At 69.2% G+C, this 23,091-nt stretch carries 15 protein-coding genes; 12 read left to right on the top strand and 3 right to left on the bottom strand.

Going from position 1 to position 23,091, the window contains the following annotated elements; genetic code table 11:
- Positions 1 to 119 precede the first annotated feature (119 nt).
- On the top strand, positions 120 to 1,022 hold the full coding sequence (locus ACWMMN_RS03495; RefSeq protein ID WP_059236015.1) for an NAD kinase: 903 nt from the start codon (positions 120 to 122) through the stop codon (positions 1,020 to 1,022).
- Positions 1,023 to 1,041: 19 nt separating this feature from the next.
- Positions 1,042 to 2,691 (top strand): DNA repair protein RecN, encoded by a 1,650-nt coding sequence (gene recN, locus ACWMMN_RS03490; RefSeq protein ID WP_059236017.1) that lies wholly within the window; start codon positions 1,042 to 1,044, stop codon positions 2,689 to 2,691.
- Between the two features lie 93 nt (positions 2,692 to 2,784).
- On the opposite strand, the gene glnE is transcribed toward recN, so the two are convergent.
- Entirely contained in the window at positions 2,785 to 5,586 is a 2,802-nt protein-coding gene (glnE, locus tag ACWMMN_RS03485; protein ID WP_486422974.1) for a bifunctional [glutamate--ammonia ligase]-adenylyl-L-tyrosine phosphorylase/[glutamate--ammonia-ligase] adenylyltransferase, read from the bottom strand.
- Between the two features lie 231 nt (positions 5,587 to 5,817).
- Here glnE and ACWMMN_RS03480 point away from each other — a divergent pair, with 231 nt between their 5' ends.
- The 4 genes from ACWMMN_RS03480 (at position 5,818) to aroG (ending at position 13,930) form a co-directional block, all read left to right on the top strand.
- Positions 5,818 to 10,017 carry a YhdP family protein gene (locus ACWMMN_RS03480; protein WP_486422973.1) on the top strand — a complete coding sequence of 1,400 codons (4,200 nt, stop codon included), beginning with the start codon at positions 5,818 to 5,820 and terminating at the stop codon, positions 10,015 to 10,017.
- Positions 10,018 to 10,079: 62 nt separating this feature from the next.
- The gene (locus tag ACWMMN_RS03475) at positions 10,080 to 10,907 is read left to right on the top strand and encodes a carbon-nitrogen hydrolase family protein (protein WP_486422972.1); all 828 of its coding nucleotides are present in this window, start codon (positions 10,080 to 10,082) and stop codon (positions 10,905 to 10,907) included.
- 85 nt (positions 10,908 to 10,992) lie between these two features.
- A complete protein-coding gene (gene tldD, locus ACWMMN_RS03470) occupies positions 10,993 to 12,459 on the top strand; it encodes a metalloprotease TldD (RefSeq protein WP_059236024.1) in 1,467 nt (488 codons plus the stop codon).
- A gap of 397 nt (positions 12,460 to 12,856) precedes the next feature.
- Positions 12,857 to 13,930 carry a 3-deoxy-7-phosphoheptulonate synthase AroG gene (aroG, locus tag ACWMMN_RS03465; RefSeq protein ID WP_059236025.1) on the top strand — a complete coding sequence of 358 codons (1,074 nt, stop codon included), beginning with the start codon at positions 12,857 to 12,859 and terminating at the stop codon, positions 13,928 to 13,930.
- A 77-nt stretch (positions 13,931 to 14,007) separates the two neighbouring features.
- On the opposite strand, the gene hmpA is transcribed toward aroG, so the two are convergent.
- Together hmpA and ACWMMN_RS03455 are read right to left on the bottom strand one after the other, a co-directional pair.
- Complete coding sequence (gene hmpA / locus ACWMMN_RS03460) at positions 14,008 to 15,216, bottom strand: NO-inducible flavohemoprotein (protein ID WP_059236026.1); 1,209 nt, start codon at positions 15,214 to 15,216, stop codon at positions 14,008 to 14,010.
- A 94-nt stretch (positions 15,217 to 15,310) separates the two neighbouring features.
- Entirely contained in the window at positions 15,311 to 15,862 is a 552-nt protein-coding gene (locus tag ACWMMN_RS03455) for a cob(I)yrinic acid a,c-diamide adenosyltransferase (RefSeq protein ID WP_059236027.1), read from the bottom strand.
- Positions 15,863 to 15,998: 136 nt separating this feature from the next.
- Here ACWMMN_RS03455 and ACWMMN_RS03450 point away from each other — a divergent pair, with 136 nt between their 5' ends.
- The 6 genes from ACWMMN_RS03450 to proC all read left to right on the top strand — a co-directional run bounded on the left by ACWMMN_RS03450 (position 15,999) and on the right by proC (position 23,088).
- Positions 15,999 to 17,408, top strand: a complete 1,410-nt coding sequence (locus ACWMMN_RS03450; protein WP_059236028.1) for an FAD-binding oxidoreductase — start codon at positions 15,999 to 16,001, stop codon at positions 17,406 to 17,408.
- Positions 17,409 to 17,449: 41 nt separating this feature from the next.
- Positions 17,450 to 18,943, top strand: coding sequence for an FAD-linked oxidase C-terminal domain-containing protein (locus ACWMMN_RS03445; RefSeq protein ID WP_340623807.1), 1,494 nt, complete (start codon positions 17,450 to 17,452; stop codon positions 18,941 to 18,943).
- 140 nt (positions 18,944 to 19,083) lie between these two features.
- Entirely contained in the window at positions 19,084 to 20,172 is a 1,089-nt protein-coding gene (gene glcE / locus ACWMMN_RS03440) for a glycolate oxidase subunit GlcE (RefSeq protein ID WP_340623806.1), read from the top strand.
- A gap of 7 nt (positions 20,173 to 20,179) precedes the next feature.
- The gene (gene glcF, locus ACWMMN_RS03435; protein ID WP_059236033.1) at positions 20,180 to 21,406 is read left to right on the top strand and encodes a glycolate oxidase subunit GlcF; all 1,227 of its coding nucleotides are present in this window, start codon (positions 20,180 to 20,182) and stop codon (positions 21,404 to 21,406) included.
- A 119-nt stretch (positions 21,407 to 21,525) separates the two neighbouring features.
- A complete protein-coding gene (locus tag ACWMMN_RS03430; RefSeq protein ID WP_174993208.1) occupies positions 21,526 to 22,224 on the top strand; it encodes a YggS family pyridoxal phosphate-dependent enzyme in 699 nt (232 codons plus the stop codon).
- A gap of 51 nt (positions 22,225 to 22,275) precedes the next feature.
- Complete coding sequence (gene proC / locus ACWMMN_RS03425) at positions 22,276 to 23,088, top strand: pyrroline-5-carboxylate reductase (protein ID WP_059236035.1); 813 nt, start codon at positions 22,276 to 22,278, stop codon at positions 23,086 to 23,088.
- Positions 23,089 to 23,091: the final 3 nt, after the last annotated feature.

Below are 23,091 nucleotides of genomic sequence, written 5' to 3'. Positions count from 1 at the left end.
TAGCGCAACCGCGCGACCGCGGCGAGTGGCGTCTCCCTCCGTTGCGCGGGCCGGCCCGATCCGGCCCCTTCGGCGCACAGCCGGTTCTTTTCGTCAACGAGCTATGGTGTAATGCCGGCATGAAAACCGGTAATCAGTTCAATACTGTCGCGCTCGTCGGCCGGAGCAACACGCCCGTCATCGCCGAGCCGCTCGCCACGCTGGCTGCCAGCATCGCGAAGCTCGGCTTCGAGGTCGTGTTCGAAGGCGATACCGCGCGCGAAATCGGCATCACCGGCTACCCGGCGCTCACCCCGGCCGAAATCGGGGCGCGAGCGGATGTGGCGGTGGTGCTCGGCGGCGACGGCACGATGCTCGGCATCGGCCGCCAGCTTGCGCCGTACCGGACACCGCTGATCGGGATCAACCACGGGCGGCTCGGCTTCATCACGGACATCGCCGCGGCCGACATGCACGCGCTCGTTCCCGTGATGCTGGCCGGCAAGTTCGAGCGCGAGGAGCGCGCGCTGCTCGAGGCGCGGATCATGCGCGACGGCGAACCGATCTACCACGCAATCGCGTTCAACGACGTCGTCGTGAACCGCAGCGGCTTCTCCGGGATGGTCGAGCTGCGCGCGTCGGTCGACGGCCGGTACATGTACAACCAGCGTTCGGACGGCCTGATCGTCGCGACGCCGACCGGCTCGACCGCCTACGCGCTGTCGTCGGCCGGCCCGATTCTTCACCCGCAGCTGGCGGGCATCGTGCTCGTGCCGATCGCGCCGCATGCGCTGTCGAACCGGCCGATCGTGCTGCCCGACGATTCGAAAATCGCGATCCAGATCGTCGGCGGGCGCGACGTCAACGTGAACTTCGACATGCAGTCGTTCACGTCGCTCGAACTGAACGACACGATCGAGGTGCGCCGCTCGAAGCACACGGTGCCGTTCCTGCACCCGGTCGGCTACAGCTACTACACGACGCTGCGCAAGAAGCTGCACTGGAACGAACACGCCTCGAACGAAGACGACAAGGCGTCCTGACGCCGCTCCGCCCTACATCATGCTCCGCCACCTCTCGATCCGCGACTTCGTCATCGTGGCCGCGCTCGATCTCGAATTCGACAGCGGCTTTTCCGTCTTTTCCGGCGAAACCGGCGCCGGGAAATCGATCCTGATCGACGCCCTTGCCCTCGCGCTCGGCGAACGTTCCGACGCGAGCGTCGTGCGTACCGGCTGCGGCCGCGCCGACATCACGGCCGAATTCACGCCGCACGACCGCGTCGCGCGCTGGCTCGACGAACACGCGTTCGACGCCGAGGACACCGTGATGCTGCGCCGCGTGATCGACGCGAATGGCCGTTCGCGCGCGTTCATCAACGGCACCAGCGCGACGCTCGCACAGCTGCGCGAACTCGGCGAGATGCTCGTCGACATCCACGGCCAGCACGCGCACCAGTTGCTGATGCGGCCCGACGCGCAGCGCGAGCTGTTCGACACGCACGCGGGGCTCGTCGCCGATGCGGCGAACGTCGCACGCGCATGGCGTGTGTGGCGCGACGCGACGCAGGCGATCGACGCCGCGAAGGCGCACGAGCGCGAGTTGCAGCTCGAACGCGAAAAGCTCGCGTGGCAGCTCGCCGAGCTTGACAAGCTCGCGCCGCAGCCCGGCGAATGGGACGAAGTCAGCAACGAACACAAGCGGTTGTCGCATTCGGCGAACCTGATCGAAGGCGTGCGCGGCGCGCTCAACGCGCTGTCCGAATCCGACGACGCGATGCTCCCGCAACTCGGCGCGATCGTGTCGAAGCTGCGCAGCCTGGCCGACTACGACACCTCGCTCAGCGATGCGCTCGCGTCGCTCGAACCGGCCGAGATCCAGTTGCAGGAAGCCGTCTATTCGCTGTCGCACTACGCGCAGCGCGCCGATCTCGATCCCGAGCGGCTCGCGCAGGTCGAAACGCGGCTCGATGCGTTGCACTCGACCGCCCGCAAGTTCCGGCTGCCGCCCGACACGCTGCACGAGGAACATGCGGCGCGCCGCGCGCAGCTCGTCGCGCTCGACGCAGCCGCCGATCTCGGCGCGCTCGAAGCGACGCAGGCCAAGGCGCGCGAAGCCTATCTCGCCGACGCCCGGCACCTGTCCAAGGCGCGCGCGCAGGCCGCGAAGGCGCTCGGTACGGCCGTCACGACCGGCATGCAGGAATTGTCGATGGCGGGCGGCAGTTTCGAAGTCGCACTCGTGCCGCTTGCCGACGGCGGCCCGCACGGGCTCGAGCAGGTCGAATTCCGCGTCGCCGGGCATCCGGGCGTGCCGCTGCGGCCGCTCGCGAAGGTCGCGTCGGGCGGCGAGCTCGCGCGGATCAGCCTCGCGCTCGCGGTCATCGCGAGCGCGGCAAGCCCGACGCCGACGCTGATCTTCGACGAAGTCGATACGGGGATCGGCGGCGGCGTCGCCGAAGTGGTCGGCCGCCTGCTGCACCAGCTCGGGCGCGACCGCCAGGTGCTGTGCGTGACGCACCTGCCGCAGGTCGCCGCGCGCGGCGACCATCACTTCCAGGTCGCGAAGGGCGCCGACGATCGCGGCGGCACGGTGTCGACGGTCGTCGCACTCGACCGCGCCAACCGGATCGAGGAAGTCGCGCGGATGCTCGGCGGGCTCGAGATCACCGCCACCACCCGCAAGCACGCGAAGGAAATGCTGGCGGCCTGACGCGGCCGCCTGCTCCGTTCAAGCCGAACGGGTTCGCACATTGGCGATTCAGGGCGGTGCGCGGGTCGATACCGCGCACCGCCCTGCTTTCGTTCAAACGCCCGTTTCACCCGCGCCGAACACGCGCTCCCACAGCGCCGTCACCGCAGCCCGCTCGTCGGCCACCATCGCCGGATCGACACGCGCCTTCTCCATCCCGTCGAGCCGCAGCTTGTGCTGCAGCTTCCGGTACTTGCGGTACGCCGCGCCGACGCGCTCGGCCTCGTCCTCGCCCATCAGCCCGAAGCGGGCGACCTCGCGCAGCAGCGCGATGTTGCCGGTATTGCGGATCAGCTCGGCGTCGCTCGACGCATGCAGCAGCACCCAGTACTGGACGATGAACTCGATGTCGACCATCCCGCCGCGATCGTGCTTCAGGTCGAACAGCTCGGTCTGGTTCGGGTGGCCGGCAAACACCTTGCCGCGCATGTCGACGATCTCCTTCGCGAGCACGCCGCCGTCGCGCGGCGTCGTCAGCACCTGCTGGCGGATCGCCTCGAAGTCCGCGCCGATCTGCGCATCGCCCGCGCTGTAGCGGGCACGCGTCAGCGCCTGGTGCTCCCACACCCACGCGGTGTTCGCGGCGTCGCCCTCGCGCAGCTGATAGCGGCGGAACGCATCGAGATCGGTAACGAGCAGCCCGGCCTCGCCGTTCGGCCGCAACCGCAGGTCGATGTCGAACAGCGCCCCCGCACCGGTCGCGGTCGTGAGCCACGTGATGAGGCGCCGCGTGAAGGTCGTGTAGACGTCCGCCGAGCGCTCGTCGGGGTCGTCGTACAGGAAGATCAGGTCGAGATCCGACGCGTAGCCGAGCTCCTTGCCGCCCAGCTTGCCGTACGCGATCACCGCGAACTTCGGCACGTCGCGATGGCGCTTCGCGAGCTGCGACCAGACGACTTCGATCGTCACGTCGAGCACCGCGTCGGCCAGCTCCGACAGCCGGTCGCTCACATGCTCGACCGACAGTTGCCCGGCCAGATCGATCAGCAGGATCCGGAACACCTCCGCGTGCTGCGCGTGGCGCAGCAAGTCCATCTGCTGCTCGGGGCCGTCCGCCGCCGCGAGGCGTGCGCGCAGCGCGTCCTTGAACGCGGGCCAGTCGAACGGGCTCGCGATCGCCTCGTCGTCGAGCAGCTCGTCGAGCAGCTGCGGGTGGCGGATCAGGTAGCCGCCGCCCCAGCGCGTCGCGCCGAGCACCGACAGCACACGGTCGAGCGCGGCCGGGTATTCGGTCAGCAGCGCGAGATAGACGCCGCGCCGGCTGACCGTCTCGAGCAGGTCGAACAGGCGCACGATCGTGTCGTCGCGGCGTGCGGCGTCGATCTTCGGGGCGGCGTCGAGCGCCCGCTGCGCGACGCTGTCGAAGCGCTGCCGGCTCTTTTCCGGCAGCCCGGTGTAGCGCGACGATTGCCAGATCGCGCGCAGCCGCGCGAGCACGGTGGCCGGATCGGTGAAACCGAGGCCGTCGAGGCGCGCGACCAGCGCGTCGTCCTCGCCGTCGTCGGCCAGCGCGCCGCTCCAGATCCACGCGGCGGCCGTGTCGTCGCCGGCCGCGCAAGGCCCGCCGCTCACCTTGTCGGCAAAGATCTGGTGGAACTGCGCCTCGACGAAGGTCCGGTGGCCGTCCAGCACCGTCATCAGCGCCGCATAGTCGGCAAAGCCGAGCGATGCGGCCAGCGCCGCGCGTTCGTCGGGCTCGACCGGCATCGCGTGCGTCTGCGCGTCGTTGCGGTACTGCAGCCGGTGCTCGAGCGTGCGCAGGAAGTTGTAAGCATCGGACAGGCGCGCGCGCACGTCCTCGCCGATCAGCCCGCGCGCCTGCGCATGGCGCAGCACCGCGAGCGTCGGCCGCACGCGGAATTCGGCATCCTGGCCGCCGCGGATCAGCTGGAACACCTGCGCGCTGAACTCGATCTCGCGGATCCCGCCGCGCCCGAGCTTGATGTCGTCGGCCTTGTCGGGCCGCATCGACACGCGGCGCGCGGCTTCGTGACGGATCTGCTGGTGCAGCGAACGGATCGCGCCGATCACGCCGAAATCGAGATAGCGGCGGTACACGAACGGCTTGACGATGGATTCGAGCTGCGACTCCAGCCGCCGGGCCGCGTCGCTGTCGCCTTCCGACACGAGCCGCCCCTTGATCCAGGCATAGCGCTCCCACTCGCGCCCCTGCACGTAGAAATATTCCTCGAGCATCCCGAGGCTGCAGACGAGCGGCCCCGAATCGCCGTTCGGGCGCAGCCGCATGTCGACGCGAAACACGTAGCCGTCGGCCGTGACCTCGGACAGCACGCCGATCAGGCGCCGGCCGAGCCGCGTGAAGTATTCCTGCGTGGACAGCGGCGAACGCGCGCCGCCGGTCGTTTCGCCGTCGTCCTCGTAGACGAAGATCAGGTCGATGTCCGACGACACGTTCAGCTCACGGCCGCCGAGCTTGCCCATTCCGACCACGCCGAGCACGACGCGCTGGCCGTCGGCGCCGCGCGGCTCGCCGTACAGCGCCTCGAGCTCGGTCGACAGCAGCGCGAGCGAACGCTGCACGGCCACTTCGGCGAGATCGGTCATCGCGCCCGTCACTTCGGCGACGTCCGCCAGCCCGCGCAGGTCGCGCTCCGCGACCGCGCCGAACGCCTCCGCGCGCAGTTGCCGCAGCGCGCGCTTCAGTTGCTCCTCGGTCGGCACGGCCGTGCCGGCCGGCGTCGCGAGCAATTCGGTGAGGCGCGCGTCGAGCTGCGCGCGGCCGAGCGGCGCGGCCGCCCATGCGGCGACCTGGTCGGCCAGCGCGGGCCGCGCGGCAGCCGCGCGGGCGAGGTATCGGGAATAGGACGTGCTGATCAGGGCGGAAGCGTCGGTCATCGAGAAGCGGGCCTGGCGGAAAGGCCGGCCGGCAGCGGCCCGGCGCGTACGCGCCCCGCTGCCGGCCGGTCTCGTGAACTCGGCGCGGCAGCGGCGGACGCACGTGCGTCCGCCGCGAAACCGCGCGCCGGAAAGCCCGTGCCGTGCTGCCGCAACGGCCGCCGGCACGAACCCGTGTGATACATTTCAACGTCAGTCTGCAAAACTACCATATCGCCGCCCGTCCGCCGCATGTCCGACCGTCAGGAATCCGCCGTAGCTGCGCCCGAAGCGGGACCTCCGAAGCACGATCATCCGGTCCTGCGTCGCGTGTTCAAGGTGACGCTGGCAGTCGGGATCGGCACCTACTTCGTTGCGTCCGGCGCGTTCCTCGGGCTGCGCTATGTGCTGCTGCCCCGCATCGACGAATTCCGTCCGCGCATCGAGCGCCTCGTGTCCGACAAGCTCCACGCGCAGCTTTCGATCGGCAAGCTTTCCCCGAACTGGTCCGGCATGCAGCCGGGCGTCGAACTCACGAACCTGACGATCCGCGGCCGTGACGGCAAGATCGCGCTGTCGGTACCGCATGCGACCGCCGCGCTGTCGTGGATGTCGCTGCTGCGACTGTCGCCCGCGCTGTCGAGCCTGATCGTCGACCAGCCCGACCTCGTCGTCGCGCGCGCGGCCGACGGTTCGCTGAGCGTCGCGGGCATCGGCGTCGCGACCACCCACGGCGGCAACGACACGTTCGGCACCTGGCTGCTGAAGCAGGAAGCGATCGTGCTGCGCGGCGGCACGCTGCGCTGGCGCGACGCGCAGCACGACGCGCCGGAGCTCGTGCTGTCGGGCATCCGGATCGCGGTGCTCAACGACGGCCGCGTACACCGGGCCGCGCTGCAGGCGCCCGCGAACGGCACACTGCTGCTCGGCCCGCTCGATTTTCGCGCGCGCTTCACGCACAAGGCGCTCGCGCCGGTCGGCAAGCCGTCCAACTGGACCGGCGACGCGTACCTGTCGACCGGCCCCGTCGATCTGCAGACGCTCGCCCGTTACCTCGACATCCCGCTCACGATCCATGCAGGCCGGATCGACAACGCGATCTGGGCGACCTTCCGCGACGGCCGGCTGCGCTCGGCGGGCGGCGACCTGCAGGGCGCCGACGTCACGCTGCGCGTGCGGCCGACGCAGCCGCGGCTCGACGTGCCGGTGGTCGGATTCGGCTGGGACATGGCGATGGACACGGGGCACGACTACACGCTGCACCTGTCGCGCTTCCACGCGGAACTCGGCCAGCCGCCGCTCGACGACGGCACGCCGCTCGCCCGCTCGCTCGCGCTGTCGACGCTGACGGCCCGCTACCGCGTGCCGACGGCGACCCAGGGGCAACTGATCAGCGTCGTCGGCGATCGCGTCGATCTCGGCATCCTCAGCGAATTCATTCGCGGCCTGCCGCTGCCTGCACGCCTGCGCAACGAACTGATCAAGATCGATCCGCGCGGGATGATGTCGAACTACCAGATCGAAGTCGAGCGCGCGAAACCCGCGCGGGCCGACCTCGCGGAAGAGGAGCGCCGCACCGGCGCCGCGCCGATCGTCCGCTATCGCTTCCTCGGCGACCTGCAAGGCCTCAGCTTCGCCGCGCAGGAGCCGCCGCCCGGCCTGTCGCCGCGCGGCCACCCGCGCGCCGGCTGGCCGGGCGTCGAAAACCTGTGGGGCCGCGTCGACGCGAGCGAGACGGGCGGCACCGCGCATTTCGACACGGTCAACGCGGCCGTCACGGTGCCCGGCGAGTTCGACGAGCCGCGCCTGACGTTCGACCGGCTGCGCGGCAACGTCAAATGGGTGATCGCGCCCGCGCCCGGCGACAAGCACGCGCGCGTCGACGTGACGCTGCCCGACCTGCTCGTGTCGAACCCCGATGCCGAAATCGCGGTGTCGGGCTCCTACACGAACCCCGGCCACGGCCGCGGCTCGCTCGACCTGCGCGCCGAGTTCGCCCGCGCGTCGGTGGCGCGCATTCCGCGCTACCTGCCGACCGGGATGTCCGAACACCTGCGCGACTATCTCGGCCACGCGCTGCAGGACGGCAAGGTGACCCAGGGCGCGTCGATCGTCGCCCGCGGCCCGCTCGAGAAATTCCCGTTCGAACACGAGCCGGATGCCGGCGTGTTCCACATCGTCGCGCCATTCACCGGCGGCCGCTTCGAGCCGACGCCGTACCCGCCGCGCAAGCTCGCGAACGGCACGCCGAGCGTCTGGCCGGCGCTCGACGGGATCGACGGCGTGTTCGAGCTCGCGCAGAACAAGCTGCGCTTCGACATCGAGCGCGCGCACTACAAGCGCGTCGCGCTGACGAAGGTCGCGGGCCGCATCGACGATCTCGGCAATCCGACCCACTCGCCGCTGATCATCGACGGCCATGCACAGGGGCCGCTCGCCGACCTGGTCGACTATGCGGACAACAGCTCGCTCGGCACGATGAGCGGCCATATCGGCCAGCGGATCGATGCGCAGGGGCCCGCGTCGCTCGCGCTCAAGATCACGATTCCGCAGCACGTCGCGCATCCGCATACGCACATCGAAGGCGCGCTCGCGTTCGGCGGCAACACGCTGTCGACCCGCGGCGTGCCGCCGCTGTCGGCACTGCGCGGCAGCGTCCGCTTCACCGAGGCCGGCGCATCGCTGCACGACCTGTCGGGACGCTTCCTCGGCGGCCCGGTGCGCGCGAGCGGCAACTTCCAGTCGCACGGCCCGTACACGGTGGACGTCGACGGCCGGCTCGCGCTCGACGCCGCACGCGGCCTGAACCTGCACGGCCCGGCGGCCGCGCTGCTCGAACACGTGGTCGGCGATGCGCCGTACAAGGTCGCCGTGCGCGGCGCGCCGGGCCGCCTGCCCGACATCAGCGCGCATTCCGACCTGACGGGCGTCGCGCTGAACTTCCCGGCACCGTTCGCGAAACAGGCCGGCACGCCGATGCCGTTCAGCTTCACGCTGCAGCCGGCGCCGCAGGCGGACGGCAAGCGCCTCGAACATGCCGACCTGACGCTCGGCCCGGTGTCCGCGACCTACCTGCTCGACGCGACGCGCGGCCAGCCGCTGCGCGCGGTGCGCGGCGCGATGGGCATCCACCGGATGCCCGACATGCCGCAGGACGGCGTGAGCGCGGCCGTCGACGTCGACGAGCTGGACGCCGACGCATGGCTCGCGCTCGCCCACACGCTGAAACCGGACGCACCGCGCGTACCGGAGCCGCAGACCGCGCCGCGCGTCGATTTCGCGAGCTTCGCGCCGAAGCGCTTCGCGTTCCACTTCGGCACGCTGAAGCTGCTCAAGCGCAACTGGGAGAACGTGATCGTCGGCGCGTCGCATGTCGACGACCTCTGGCAGGCGAACATCGCATCGAACCAGGTATCGGGCTACCTGTCGTGGGCGCCCGGCGGCGGCCACAACGGCGCAGGCGTGCTGAATGCGCGGCTCGCGAAGCTCGTGGTGCCGCAGAGTGCGCAGCACGACCTCGTCGGCCGCGCGATGAACCTGCCGACGCCGACCGACCGCCCGATGCCGTCGATCGACCTGATCGTCGACCAGGTCGTCGCGCGCGACCACGACATCGGCCGTCTCGTCGTCAACGCGCGCAACATCGACGAAGACGGCACGCCCGTGTGGCAGCTCGACAAGCTGGAACTGTCGAACCCGGCCGCGAAGCTGACCGCGACCGGCAACTGGCGCACGTCGCGCCGCGCGCTCGCCCGCGGCGCCGACGAAAACGATGCGCCGCGCCGCACCGTGTTCGACTTCAAGCTCGACATCGGCAACGCGGGCGCGCTGCTCGACCGCGTCGGCTTGCCGCGGACGCTCGCGGACGGTCACGGCTCGGTAACGGGCAAGGTCGGCTGGCGCGGCGGCCCGACCGCGCTCGACTTCCCATCGCTCGGCGGCCAGGTCGCGCTCGACCTCGAACACGGGCAAATCCTGAAAGTCGATCCGGGCGCGGCGAAACTCCTCGGCGTGCTGAGCCTGCAGAGCCTCGCGCGCTTCCTGACGCTGAATTTCCGCGATGTGGTGGGCAAAGGGCTGCCGTTCGACAAGATCACGGGCACCGGCCAGATTTCAAACGGGATCGCACGCACCGACGACTTCTCGATGATGACGGGGCCCGCGAACGTCACCGTGCGCGGCGCGGTCGATCTCGGCACCGAGACGCAGGACCTGCATGCGCACGTCGCGCCGAAAATCAGCGCGGGCGCAGCCGCGATCGGCGCGGCCGTCATCAACCCGCTGCTCGGCATCGGCGTGCTGGCCGCGAACTACGCGCTGTCGGAAACGCTGTCGCGCGCGTTCGCGCTCGACTACGCGATCACCGGTTCGTGGGCGCACCCGCACATCGAGCGGGTGCGAGGCGATCAAGGTAAGATGGATCACGGTCCGGCCGGTGCGGTGAACCATTGAGCGCGCATCGAACCGCCCGTGGTGCCGGGCCGCACCCCATTTATGACGCAACCGATCCCGCGATGACCGACCACACCCGTTCCGCCACACCCTTCCGGGTCGCCGCGCTGCAGATGGTGAGCACGCCGGACGTCACACGCAATCTCGCCGAAGCGCGCCGCCTGATCGCGGAAGCCGCCGGCGAAGGCGCGCAGCTCGTGCTGCTGCCCGAGTATTTCTGCTTCATGGGCCATCGCGACACCGACAAGCTCCCGCTCGCCGAACCGTACCAGGACGGCCCGATCCAGCGCTTCCTCGCGGACGCCGCACGGCGCCACGGCGTCTGGGTGATCGGCGGCACGCTGCCGCTGAAGGCGCCCGAACCCGATCGCGTGCTGAACACGACGCTCGTGTTCGATCCGTCCGGCCACGAGGCCGCGCGCTACGACAAGATCCATCTGTTCAACTTCGAGAAAGGCGACGAATCGTTCGACGAGGCCCGCACGATCCGCGCGGGCGACACGGTCGTCGCGTTCGACGCGCCGTTCGGGCGGGTCGGCCTGTCGGTCTGTTACGATCTTCGCTTTCCGGAGCTGTATCGCCGGATGGGCGACTGCGCGCTGATCGTCGTCCCGTCGGCGTTTACGTATACGACAGGCCGCGCGCACTGGGAAACGCTGCTGCGCGCGCGGGCCGTCGAGAACCAGTGCTACGTGCTCGCGGCCGCGCAGGGCGGCAAGCACGAGAACGGCCGGCGCACCTGGGGCCACAGCATGCTGATCGATCCGTGGGGCGAGATCGTCGCGGTCCGCGATGTCGGTGCCAGCGTCGTGCTCGGCTCGATCGACCCGCAACGCATTGCCGACGTGCGCCAGAGCCTGCCCGCGTGGCGGCACCGCGTACTGACCTGAATTCGCCGCACCGCTTGAAACGCCGCGCGGCCAACCCATCTGCCCAGCAGCACCCGACAACTTTTTGAGAAACCCCGATATCCGCATGAACATCATCGAACCCGGCATCCGCAACCTCGCGCTGGCGAAGGACATCCTGCTCACGCCGTACGGCCTCGACGAAAGCCTGCTCACGCGCACGATCGCCGACATCTTCACGCACCGCGTCGACTACGCGGACCTGTACTTCCAGGCGACCCGCAGCGAAGCGTGGAGCCTCGAGGAAGGCATCGTCAAATCGGGCAGCTTCAGCATCGACCAGGGCGTCGGCGTGCGCGCGGTCGCGGGCGACCGCACCGCGTTCGCGTACTCGGACGACCTGTCGCCGGAAGCGATCGCACAAGCCGCCGCGGCCACCAAGGCGATCGCGGCAGCCGGTGGCGGCCGCCAGAAGATCAAGGCCGCGACGTCGCTGAAGGGCATCTCGGGCCGCGACCTGTACCTGCCGTCCGACCCGCTCGCATCGCTCGACGCAACGGCCAAGGTCAAGCTGCTCGAGCGCATCGAGCAGATGGCGCGCGGGCGCGACCCGCGCATCACGCAGGTGATGGCCGGCCTCGCCGGCGAATACGACGTCGTGCTGGTCGCGCGCAGCGACGGCGCGCTCGCGGCCGACATCCGCCCGCTCGTGCGCGTGTCGGTCACGGTGATCGCCGAACAAAACGGCCGCCGCGAGATCGGCTCCGGCGGCGGCGGCGGCCGCTTCGACTACGGCTACTTCACCGACGAAGTCCTGTCGCGCTACGTCGACGACGCCGTGCACGCGGCCCTCGTCAACCTCGACGCCCGCCCCGCACCGGCCGGCGCGATGACGGTCGTGCTCGGGCCGGGCTGGCCGGGCGTGCTGCTGCACGAGGCGATCGGCCACGGCCTCGAAGGCGATTTCAACCGCAAGGGCTCGTCGGCATTCGCGGGCCGGATCGGCGAGCGGGTTGCTGCCAAGGGCGTGACCGTCGTCGACGACGGCACGCTGCCGAACCGCCGCGGCTCGCTGAACATCGACGACGAAGGCAACCCGACGCAGTGCACGACGCTGATCGAGGACGGCATCCTGAAGGGCTACATCCAGGACACGCTGAACGCACGCCTGATGAAGATGCCGGTCACCGGCAACGCGCGGCGCGAGTCGTACGCGGCGCTGCCGATGCCGCGCATGACGAACACGTACATGCTGAACGGCGACAAGGATCCGCAGGAAATCATCGCGTCGGTGAAGAACGGCCTGTACGCGGTGAACTTCGGCGGCGGCCAGGTCGACATCACGAACGGCAAGTTCGTGTTCTCGGCGTCCGAGGCGTACATGATCGAGAACGGCAAGATCACCTACCCGGTGAAGGGCGCGACGCTGATCGGCAGCGGCCCCGAATCGCTGAAGGACGTGAGCATGATCGGCAACGACATGTCGCTCGACTCGGGTGTCGGCGTGTGCGGCAAGGAAGGCCAGAGCGTGCCGGTCGGCGTCGGCCAGCCGACCCTGCGGATCGACAGGATGACCGTCGGCGGTACGGCATAACCGCATCGCGGCGCAGACAATCCGCGCATTTTGGATAAAACGCGCGGATTGTCCGCATTTTCGACGTTTCCCGGTTGCCAGCCGTCCGGCGACGCGGTATAAATTCCGAATCAACTTTTTTGACGAACCGAATCCCCGTCATGTCCGCCAAGTTTTACTTTTACTTTTTTTGGTATCTCAGACCGCTGGCGGATCGAGAGGGTTGATGGCGCGTAAAGCGCAACCGAAATTCCCGAAAAAACCGCCGGCGAACCCGGCGGTTTTTTTTTCGCCCTTCGCCACCCGGTCGCCGCCGCAGCGGTCCCGCGGCCCCGACCGAAACCACTGAATCGCTTGAATTGATGAATCTGCCGCACGCCCACTGATCGAACGGCGCCCGGAACCAAGGAGAAACAGCATGCCCCCGCACAACACCGACGACGTCCGCATTCGCGAACTCAAGGAACTGACGCCGCCCGCTCACCTGATCCGCGAATTCGCGTGCTCCGAAGCCGCGTCCGAGCTGATCTACAACTCGCGCCAGTCGATGCACCGCATCCTGCACGGGATGGACGACCGGCTGATCGTCGTCGTCGGGCCGTGCTCGATCCATGACACGAAGGCGGCGATCGAATACGCGGGCCGGCTCGTGAAGGAGCGCGAGCGCTTCAAGGGCGAACTGGAAATCGTGATGCGCGTGTACTTCGAGAAGCCGCGCACGACGGTCGGCTGGAAGGGGCTCATCAACGATCCGCACCTCGACAACAGCTTCAAGATCAACGAAGGGCTGCGCACCGCGCGCGAGCTGCTGCTGCAGATCAACGAAATGGGGCTGCCGGCCGCGACCGAATACCTCGACATGATCAGCCCGCAGTACATCGCCGACCTGGTCTCGTGGGGCGCGATCGGTGCGCGCACGACCGAGTCGCAGGTGCACCGCGAACTCGCGTCGGGGCTGTCGTGCCCGGTCGGCTTCAAGAACGGCACCGACGGCAACGTGAAGATCGCGGTCGACGCGATCAAGGCCGCGTCGCAGCCGCACCATTTCCTGTCGGTGACGAAGGGCGGCCACTCGGCGATCGTGTCGACGGCCGGCAACGAGGACTGCCACGTGATCCTGCGCGGCGGCAAGACGCCGAACTACGACGCGGACAGCGTGAACGCCGCCTGCGCGGACATCGGCAAGGCGGGCCTCGCCGCGCGCCTGATGATCGACGCGAGCCACGCGAACAGCTCGAAGAAGCACGAGAACCAGATCCCCGTCTGCGCGGACATCGGCCGCCAGATCGCGGCCGGCGACGCTCGCATCGTCGGCGTGATGATCGAGTCGCATCTGGTCGAAGGCCGCCAGGACCTGAAGGAAGGCTGCGCGCTGACCTACGGCCAGAGCATCACCGACGCGTGCATCGCGTGGGACGACAGCGTGAAGGTGCTCGAGGGCCTCGCGGAATCGGTCAAGGCACGCCGCGTCGCGCGCGGCAGCGGCAACTGATCGCCCGGACCGCCGCAACGAAAAAGCCCGGCTCGCGCCGGGCTTTTTTCATGGGCCGCTGACTGCCGGTCAACACATCACTCGAGCGCGCCCGAACCGAAGATCTCGGTATTGATGCGTTCCGGCGCGACGCCGAGCGCCACCAGCGCATCGCGTTGCGCCTTCATGAACGCGACCGGGCCGCAAATGTAGTAGTCGGCGTCCGGCACCCGTGCGTATTGCTGCACGCGCTCCGGCGTGAGGCGCCCCTCGAGGTCGTAGTCGATGCCGGCGCGATCGTTCGGGCCGACCAGCTCGTACACCACCGTGCGCTTGACGTTCGCGTGTTCGTGCACCGTCTCGTTCAGCCAGTCGCGGAATGCGTGCACCGCGCCCGAACGGCATGCGTGGACGAACCGCACGTCACGTTTGCTGCCTTCGTCGACCAGCGTCGACGCCATCGACACCATCGGCGTCAGGCCGACGCCGCCGGAGATCAGCACGACCGGCGTATCGACGCCGCGCTTCAACGAGAATTCGCCCATCGGCGCGGTCACTTCGACGATCGAGCCCTCTTCGACACCGTCGTGCATCAGCGTCGACACCTTGCCGGCGGGAATCGCTTCCGGCTGGCCGGCTTCGCGCTTCACCGAGATGCGCAGCCACTTGCCGTGCGGCGCATCGGACAGGCTGTACTGGCGCGGCTGGTCGACGCCCAGATCGCCGACGTAGCGCTTCACCGTGATGTACTGGCCCGGCTCGAAGGCCGGCGCCGCGCCGCCGTCGGCGGGTGTCAGGTAGAACGACGTGATCTCGTCGCTCTCGCGCACCTTGCGCGCGACCTTGAACGGGCGGAAGCCGCTCCATGCAGCGCCCGCGTACAGGTCGGCCTCGGCGCCGATCAGGATCTGCGCGAGCTGGCCGTATGCGACGCGCCACGCTTCGAGCGTTTGCGCATCGACCGCGTCGCCGAGCACTTCGACGATCGACGCGAGCAGGTTCTCGCCGACGATCGGGTAATGCTCGGGACGGATGTTCAGGCTCGCGTGCTTGTGCGCGATGTGCGACACCGCCCCGCCCAGCGCCCCGAGGTTGTCGATGTTCGCCGCATACGCGTAGACGGCCTTCGCGAGCGTTTCCGGCTGGCTGCCGGTCTTCTGGTGCGTCTGGTTGAACAGGTTCTTCAGTTCCGGATGACGCGCGAACATGCGCTGGTAGAAGTGCTTCGTGATCGTCGCGCCATGCACGGCAAGGACGGGGGCGGTGGCCTTCACACGGGCCATCTGGTCAGCGGTGATGTGGGTCATGTTCGTTCTCCGTTAAACATGCCCATACAATACATCTTTAAAAATACACGCTCCCCGGGCAAATTGTCGCAGTGCGCAAAAACGCGACGGCGCGTCAGCGGACGCGCCCGCGCTCCCACAGCACGTCGGCCCCGCCGCCGGCGCGGTTCAGCACGCGCGCGAGCACGAACAGCAGGTCGGACAGCCGGTTCACGTAGCGCCGCGGCGCATCATGGAGCGTGTCATGGCGCCCGAGCGCGACGATCGAGCGCTCCGCGCGGCGGCACACGGTCCGGCAGACGTGCGCGAGCGACGCCGCCCGCGAGCCGGCCGGCAGGATGAATTCCTTCAGCGGCGGCAGGGTCGCGTTGTAGTCGGCAAGCCACCGGTCGAGGCGAGCGAGGTGCGTGTCGTCGAGCACCGCATGGCCGGGGATGCACAGCTCGCCGCCGAGATCGAACAGGTCGTGCTGGATCGTGACGAGCGCCGTGCGCACGTCGTCCGGCAGCGTCTCGGCCAGCAGCACGCCGAGATTCGAATTCAGTTCGTCGACGTCGCCGATCGCGGCGATCCGCGCGTCGTCCTTGCCGATGCGCCGTCCGTCGCCGAGGCCGGTGGTGCCGTCGTCGCCCGTGCGCGTCGCGATCTTGCTCAAGCGGTTGCCCATGCGAATGTCCTCTCGTGCGCGGCCGCGATGCGGCCCGGTTGGCTGGAACGCGATTATCGCAGCCCGCGGCGGGAGGCGCAGCGGGCGTTACAGCGTAGAATGGGCCGAAAGTTTGACAAGCAGTCAGGAGACATTCGTGAATCACCCTGCCCCGCCGGCCACCACGCGCCGCCCGCTGCCCCCCGCCATGCTCGATGCGCTGCGCGCCGCCTTCGGCGAGCGCGTGTCGACCGCCGACGCGGTCCGCGCCCACCACGGCCGCGACGAATCGCCGTTCGATCCGCAACTGCCCGACGCCGTCGTGTTCGCGCACAGCACCGACGACGTATGCGAAGTCGTGTCGCTGTGCTCGCTCTACAGCGTACCGCTGATCCCGTACGGCGCCGGCTCGTCGCTGGAAGGCCACCTGCTCGCGGTGCGCGGCGGCGTGTCGCTCGACCTGTCGGAAATGAACCGTGTGCTGTCGATCAACGCCGAAGACCTGACTGTAACGGTCGAGCCGGGCATCACGCGCAAGGCGCTCAACGAAGCGCTGCGCGACACCGGCCTGTTCTTCCCGATCGACCCGGGCGCCGACGCCAGCATCGGCGGAATGACCGCGACCCGCGCATCGGGCACCAACGCCGTGCGCTACGGCACGATGCGCGAGAACGTGCTCGGCCTGACCGCGGTGCTCGCCGACGGCCGCGTGGTGAAAACCGGCTCGCGCGCCCGCAAGTCGTCGGCCGGCTACGACCTCACGCGCCTGTTCGTCGGGTCCGAAGGCACGCTCGGCGTGATCACCGAGATCACGCTGCGCCTGCACCCGCTGCCCGAAGCCGTATCGGCCGCGATCTGCACGTTCCCGACGATGGGCGACGCAGTACGCACCGTGATCGAGACGATCCAGATCGGCGTGCCGATCGCACGCGTCGAATTCGTCGATGCGCTCGCCGTGCGCTCGATCAACCGCCATTCGAACCTGACGCTGACCGAAGCGCCGACGCTGTTCTTCGAATTCCACGGCACCGAGGCCGGCGTGAAGGAACAGGCCGAGCTCGTGCAGGCGCTCGCCGGCCAGAACAACGGCCAGGGCTTCGAATGGGCGACGCGCCCCGAGGACCGTACCCGGCTCTGGGCCGCGCGCCACAACGCGTACTTCGCGATGCTGCAGCTGAAGCCCGGCTGTCGCGCGGTGACGACCGACGTGTGCGTGCCGATCTCGCAGCTCGCCGCATGCGTCGAGGAAACCGAAGTCGACCTGCGCGCGTCGTCGCTGCCCTGCCCGATCGTCGGTCACGTCGGCGACGGCAATTTCCACGTCGCGATCCTGATCGATCCCGGCAAACCCGAGGAAATCGCCGAAGCCGAGCACATCAACGACCGGATCGTCGAGCGCGCGCTGCGCCTCGGCGGCACCTGCACGGGCGAGCACGGCGTCGGGCTGCACAAGATGCGTTTCCTGCCGAAGGAGCACGGCGACAACGCGATCGACACGATGCGCGCGATCAAGCTCGCGCTCGATCCGCGCAACCTGATGAATCCGGGCAAGATTTTCACGTGCTGACACGGCGGCGCACCATCGCGCCGCCTGCTGCAGGAGACCTCATGAACGCTCCCGTCGAACTGTCGAGCGCGACCCGCGCGCAGCGCCAGCGCGAAGTGGTGCAGGCGCTGATGGCCGTGCTGCCGACGCACTGCCTGCTGTACCGCGACGAAGACACGGCGCCGTACGAATGCGATGGCCTGTCCGCGTACCGCCGCCTGCCGCTCGCGGTCGCGCTGCCGGAAACCGAATCGCAGGTGCAGCGGATCGTGCAGATCTGCCGCCGCATGGAAGTGCCGATCGTGCCGCGCGGCGCAGGCACGAGCCTGTCGGGCGGCGCGCTGCCGATCGCACTCGGCGTCGTGCTGTCGCTCGCGCGCTTCACGCGCATCGTCGAAGTCGATCCGTACGCGCGCACGGCGACCGTGCAACCCGGCGTGCGCAACCTCGCGATCTCGGAAGCCGCCGCGCCGTACGGCCTGTATTACGCGCCCGATCCTTCATCGCAGATCGCGTGCACGATCGGCGGCAACGTCGCGGAAAATTCCGGCGGCGTCCATTGCCTGAAATACGGACTGACCGTACACAACGTGATGCGTGTGCGCGCGGTGACGATCGACGGCGAGGTCGTCGAATTCGGCTCGCTCGCGCTCGACATGCCCGGCCTCGACCTGCTCGCCGTGATGATCGGCAGCGAAGGGATGTTCGCGATCGTCACCGAGGTGACGGTACGGCTGATCCCGAAGCCGCAGACCGCGCAGCTCGTGATGGCGAGCTTTGACGACGTCGTCAAGGGCGGCGAGGCCGTCGCGGCGATCATCGCGTCGGGCATCATCCCCGCTGGGCTCGAGATGATGGACAAGCCGGCCACACAGGCCGTCGAGGCGTTCACGCACGCGGGCTACGACCTCGATGCGAAGGCGATCCTGCTGTGCGAATCGGACGGCACGCCGGAAGAAGTCGCCGAGGAGATCGTGCGGATGACGGCCGTGCTGCGCGAACACGGCGCGACGCGCATCCAGGTGTCGCGCAACGAACAGGAGCGGCTGCGCTACTGGTCGGGCCGCAAGAACGCGTTCCCGGCAGCCGGCCGCATTTCCGCGGATTACTACTGCATGGACGGCACCGTGCCGCGCCGCGCGATCGGTCCGCTGCTCGCGCGCATCGAACAACTCGAGACGCGCTACGGGTTACGCTGCATCAACGTGTTCCATGCGGGCGACGGCAACATGCATCCGCTGATCCTGTACAACGCGAACGATCCGGACGAGCTGCACCGTGCCGAGCAGTTCGGCGCGGAAATCCTCGAATGCTGCGTGGAATTCGGCGGCAGCGTGACGGGCGAACACGGTGTCGGCATCGAGAAGCTCAATTCGATGTGCGTACAGTTCTCGCCGCAGGAGCGCGATGCATTCTTCGCGGTCAAGCGCGCATTCGATCCGGCCGGGCTGCTGAATCCGGACAAGGGGATCCCGACCCGCGCGCGCTGCGCCGAATACGGCCGCCAGCACGTGCGCGGCGGGCTGCTGCCGCACCCCGACCTGCCGCGCTTCTGAGCGTCGCGCGGGGGCCGCGCCCCCCGCGCGCGTCCGCACGGGCATGCGGTATGCAATACGGGGCTTAGGGATAGTCGCGATGTGGAATCGCGCCACCCCGGTACAATCGACCGAACAACAAGTCGAGGCAGCAACAGAACATGGAAGAGGACGACATCGTCGCCGGATGGGCCGAGCGCATCCGCGCGGCCAGTGCCGATGGCCGGCCGCTGCGGATTCGCGGCGGCGGCACCAAGGACTGGTACGGCCAGGCGCTCGAAGGCGAAATTCTCGACACGCGCGCGTTTCAGGGCGTCGTGTCGTACGACCCGGCCGAACTCGTCGTCACGGTCCGCGCGGGCACGCCGCTCGCGCAGCTTGAAACCGTCCTCGCCGAGTGCGGCCAGATGCTGCCGTTCGAGCCGCCGCACTTCGGCCGCGCGGCCACGGTCGGCGGCTGCGTCGCGGCCGGCCTCGCGGGCCCGCGCCGCGCCACCTGCGGCGCCCCGCGCGATTTCGTGCTCGGCGTCACGCTGATGAACGGCCGCGGCGAGCTGCTGCGGTTCGGCGGGCAGGTCGTGAAGAACGTCGCCGGCTACGACGTGTCGCGGCTGATGGCCGGCGCGCTCGGCACGCTCGGGCTGATGCTCGACCTGTCGATCAAGGTGCTGCCGATGCCCGTCGCCGAGGTCACGCTGAAGTTCGAGATGACCGCGACCGACGCGGTGCGCAAGCTCAACGAATGGGGCGGCCATCCGTTGCCCGTCAGCGCCAGCGCCTGGCGCAACGGCACGCTCGTGCTGCGCCTGTCGGGCGCCGAGGCGGCCGTGAAATCCGCGAAGACGCTGCTCGGCGGCGAAGTCGTCGACGCGGTCGAAGCCGAGCGCTTCTGGGCCGGCCTGCGCGAGCATACCGACCCGTTCTTCAACGGCATCCCGCCCGGCTACGCGCTGTGGCGCCTCGCATTGCCGTCGATCACCGAACCGATGCACCTGCCCGGCACCCAGCTGATGGAATGGGGCGGCGCGCAGCGCTGGTGGATCACCGACGCCGATGCGCAGACCGTGCGCATGAGCGCGAAGCAGGCTGGCGGCCACGCGACGCTGTTCCGCGCGGGCGACGCGTACGACCGCAGCGCGGGCGTGTTCACGCCGCTCCCCGCCCCGATGATGAAAATCCACCGCGGGCTGAAGGCCGCGTTCGATCCCGCGCGCATCTTCAACCGCGGCCGGCTCTACCCTGATCTCTGAGGGATCGATGCAAACGAACCTCGCCGATTTCATCCGCAACACGCCCGACGGCGACGAGGCCGACGCGATCCTGCGCAAGTGCGTGCACTGCGGGTTCTGCACCGCGACCTGCCCGACCTACCAGCTCCTCGGCGACGAACTCGACGGCCCGCGCGGCCGCATCTACCTGATCAAGCAGATGGTCGAAGGGGCGCCCGTCACGCGCAGCACGCAGCAGCACCTCGACCGCTGCCTCACGTGCCGCAGCTGCGAGACGACCTGCCCGTCCGGCGTCCAGTACGGCCGGCTCGTCGAGATCGGCCGCAAGCACGTCGAAGCACAGGTGCAGCGCCCCGTGCAGCAACGCCTGATGCGCCGCGTGCTCGCGAGCCTCGTGCCGAACGCCGCGCTGTTCTCGCCGGTGATGCGGCTCGGCCAGCACGTGCGGCCGCTGTTGCCGAAGCGGCTGCGCGACAAGGTGCCGCCGCGCACGCGGCTGCTCGAATGGCCGCACCGCACGCATACGCGCAAGATGCTGATGCTCGGCGGCTGCGTGCAGCCGTCGATGCTGCCCAACATCAACATCGCGACCGCGCGCGTGCTCGACGCGCTCGGCATCGAGACGGTCGTCGCGCCCGACGCGGGCTGCTGCGGCGCGATCCGCCTGCACCTGAACTATCACGACGAAGCGCTCGACGACGCGCGCCGCAACATCGACGCGTGGTGGCCGCACGTCGAACAGGGCGCCGAGGCAATCGTGATGAATGCGTCGGGCTGCGGCGCGACGGTGCTCGAATATGCACATCTGCTGCGCGACGATCCGGCCTACGCGGAAAAGGCGCAGCGCATCGTGTCGCTGACGCGCGACATCTCCGACGTGCTGCTCGCGTTCGAGGCGGAACTCGCGACGCTCGCGCGGCGCCGCGCGATTCATACGGTCGCGTACCACCCGCCGTGCACGCTGCAGCACGGCCAGCAGTCGCGCGGCAAGGTCGAACGGCTGCTCGAGACGCTCGGCATCGACGTGCGGCTGCCGGCCGACAGCCATCTGTGCTGCGGCTCGGCCGGCACCTATTCGCTGACGCAGCCGTCGCTGTCGTACCGGTTGCGCAAGCAGAAGCTGCTGAAGCTGCAGGCCCTCGAACCGCAGATGATCGTGTCCGGCAACATCGGCTGCATCGCACACCTGCAGAGCGGCACGCAGATTCCGGTCGCCCACTGGGTCCAGCTGGTCGAGCATTTGCTGTACGGCTGAGCCCTGCTCCCGCCAATGACGGGCGCGTGCGCGGCGTCCGTATAATGAGCGGATCGATGCGCCGCATGTCGCGGCGCATCGGCTTCATGCCCGCTTCCGTGCCTGCTTTCGTGCCCGTCATGTCCGATCTTGCCGCCCGTCTCGACTCCGTTCATCGCCGCATTGCCGACGCCGCCCGCGCGGCCGGCCGCGATCCCGCCACCATCTCGCTGCTCGCCGTGTCGAAGACGTTCCCCGCCGACGACGTGCGCGCCGCGCATGAAGCCGGACAACGCGCGTTCGGTGAAAACTACGTGCAGGAATCGATCGACAAGATCGACGCGCTCGCCGACCTGCGCGCAAGCCTCGAATGGCATTTCATCGGGCCGCTGCAATCGAACAAGACGCGCCCCGTCGCCGAGCGCTTCGACTGGGTCCATTCGGTCGACCGGCTGAAGATCGCGCAGCGCCTGTCGGAACAGCGCCCCGCCCACCTGCCGCCGCTCAACGTGTGCGTGCAGGTGAACATCAGCGGCGAGGCGTCGAAGAGCGGCGTCGCGCCGGCCGACGTGGCCGAGGTCGCGCGCGCGGTTGCCGCGCTGCCGTCGCTGCGGCTGCGCGGCCTGATGGCGATTCCCGAACCGGCCGGCGATACCGATGCACAACGCGTGCCGCATCGTGCGCTGCGCGCGCTGTTCGACACGTTGCGCGCCGACGGCCTGCCGCTCGACACGCTGTCGATGGGCATGTCCGCCGATCTCGACGCGGCCGTGCTCGAAGGCGCGACGATCGTGCGCGTCGGCACCGCGATCTTCGGCGCGCGCGATTATTCGCACTGAACGCTGCGCCATTTCCGCCTTTCCGTTCACTCACCTGCTCATTCGGACATCATGAAAATCGCATTCATCGGCGGCGGCAACATGGCCGCGGCCCTGATCGGCGGCCTGATCAAGCGCGGCGTCGCCGCTGACGGCCTGTATGCCATCGACGTCAACGAAGACGTCCGCGCGCGCGCCGCGCAGCAATTCGGCGTGCGCACCGGCGCGGCCACCGACGCGACGCTCGCCGGGTACGACGCGATCGTGCTCGCGGTGAAGCCGCAGGTGCTGAAGGACGTCGCACAGGCGCTCGCGCCGCACCTGACGTCGCAGCTCGTGATCAGCATCGCGGCGGGCATCCGCGGCACGGATCTCGCGCGCTGGCTCGGCGACTACGCGCGCGTCGTGCGCACGATGCCGAACACGCCTGCGCTGGTCGGCATGGGCGTGACGGGCCTCGCCGCGCTGCCGGGCGTCGACGCGGCGGGCCGCGAACTCGCATCGAACGTGCTCGGCGCGGTCGGCGAGATCGTGTGGTTCGACGACGAATCGCAGCTCGACGCCGTCACGGCCATTTCGGGCAGCGGCCCCGCGTACGTGTTCTATTTCATCGAAGCACTGCAGGAAGCCGCGCGCCGCCTCGGCATGAACGACGAGCAAGGTCGCGCGCTCGCGGTCGCGACGTTCACGGGCGCCGCGCAACTGGCCGCGCAATCGGGCGAGCCGGCGAGCGTGCTGCGCGAGCGCGTGACGTCGAAGGGTGGCACGACGGCCGCTGCGCTCGCGGCGTTCGACGCGCAAGGCGTGAAGGAAGCGATCGTGCGCGGCGCGCTCGCGGCCGAAGCGCGTGCGAAGGAAATGGGCGACGAACTCGGCCGCGCGTAAGCA

This window comes from Burkholderia cepacia complex sp. TUM26381, assembly GCF_057439935.1.
This window is presented reverse-complemented; position numbering and strand designations above follow the sequence as displayed.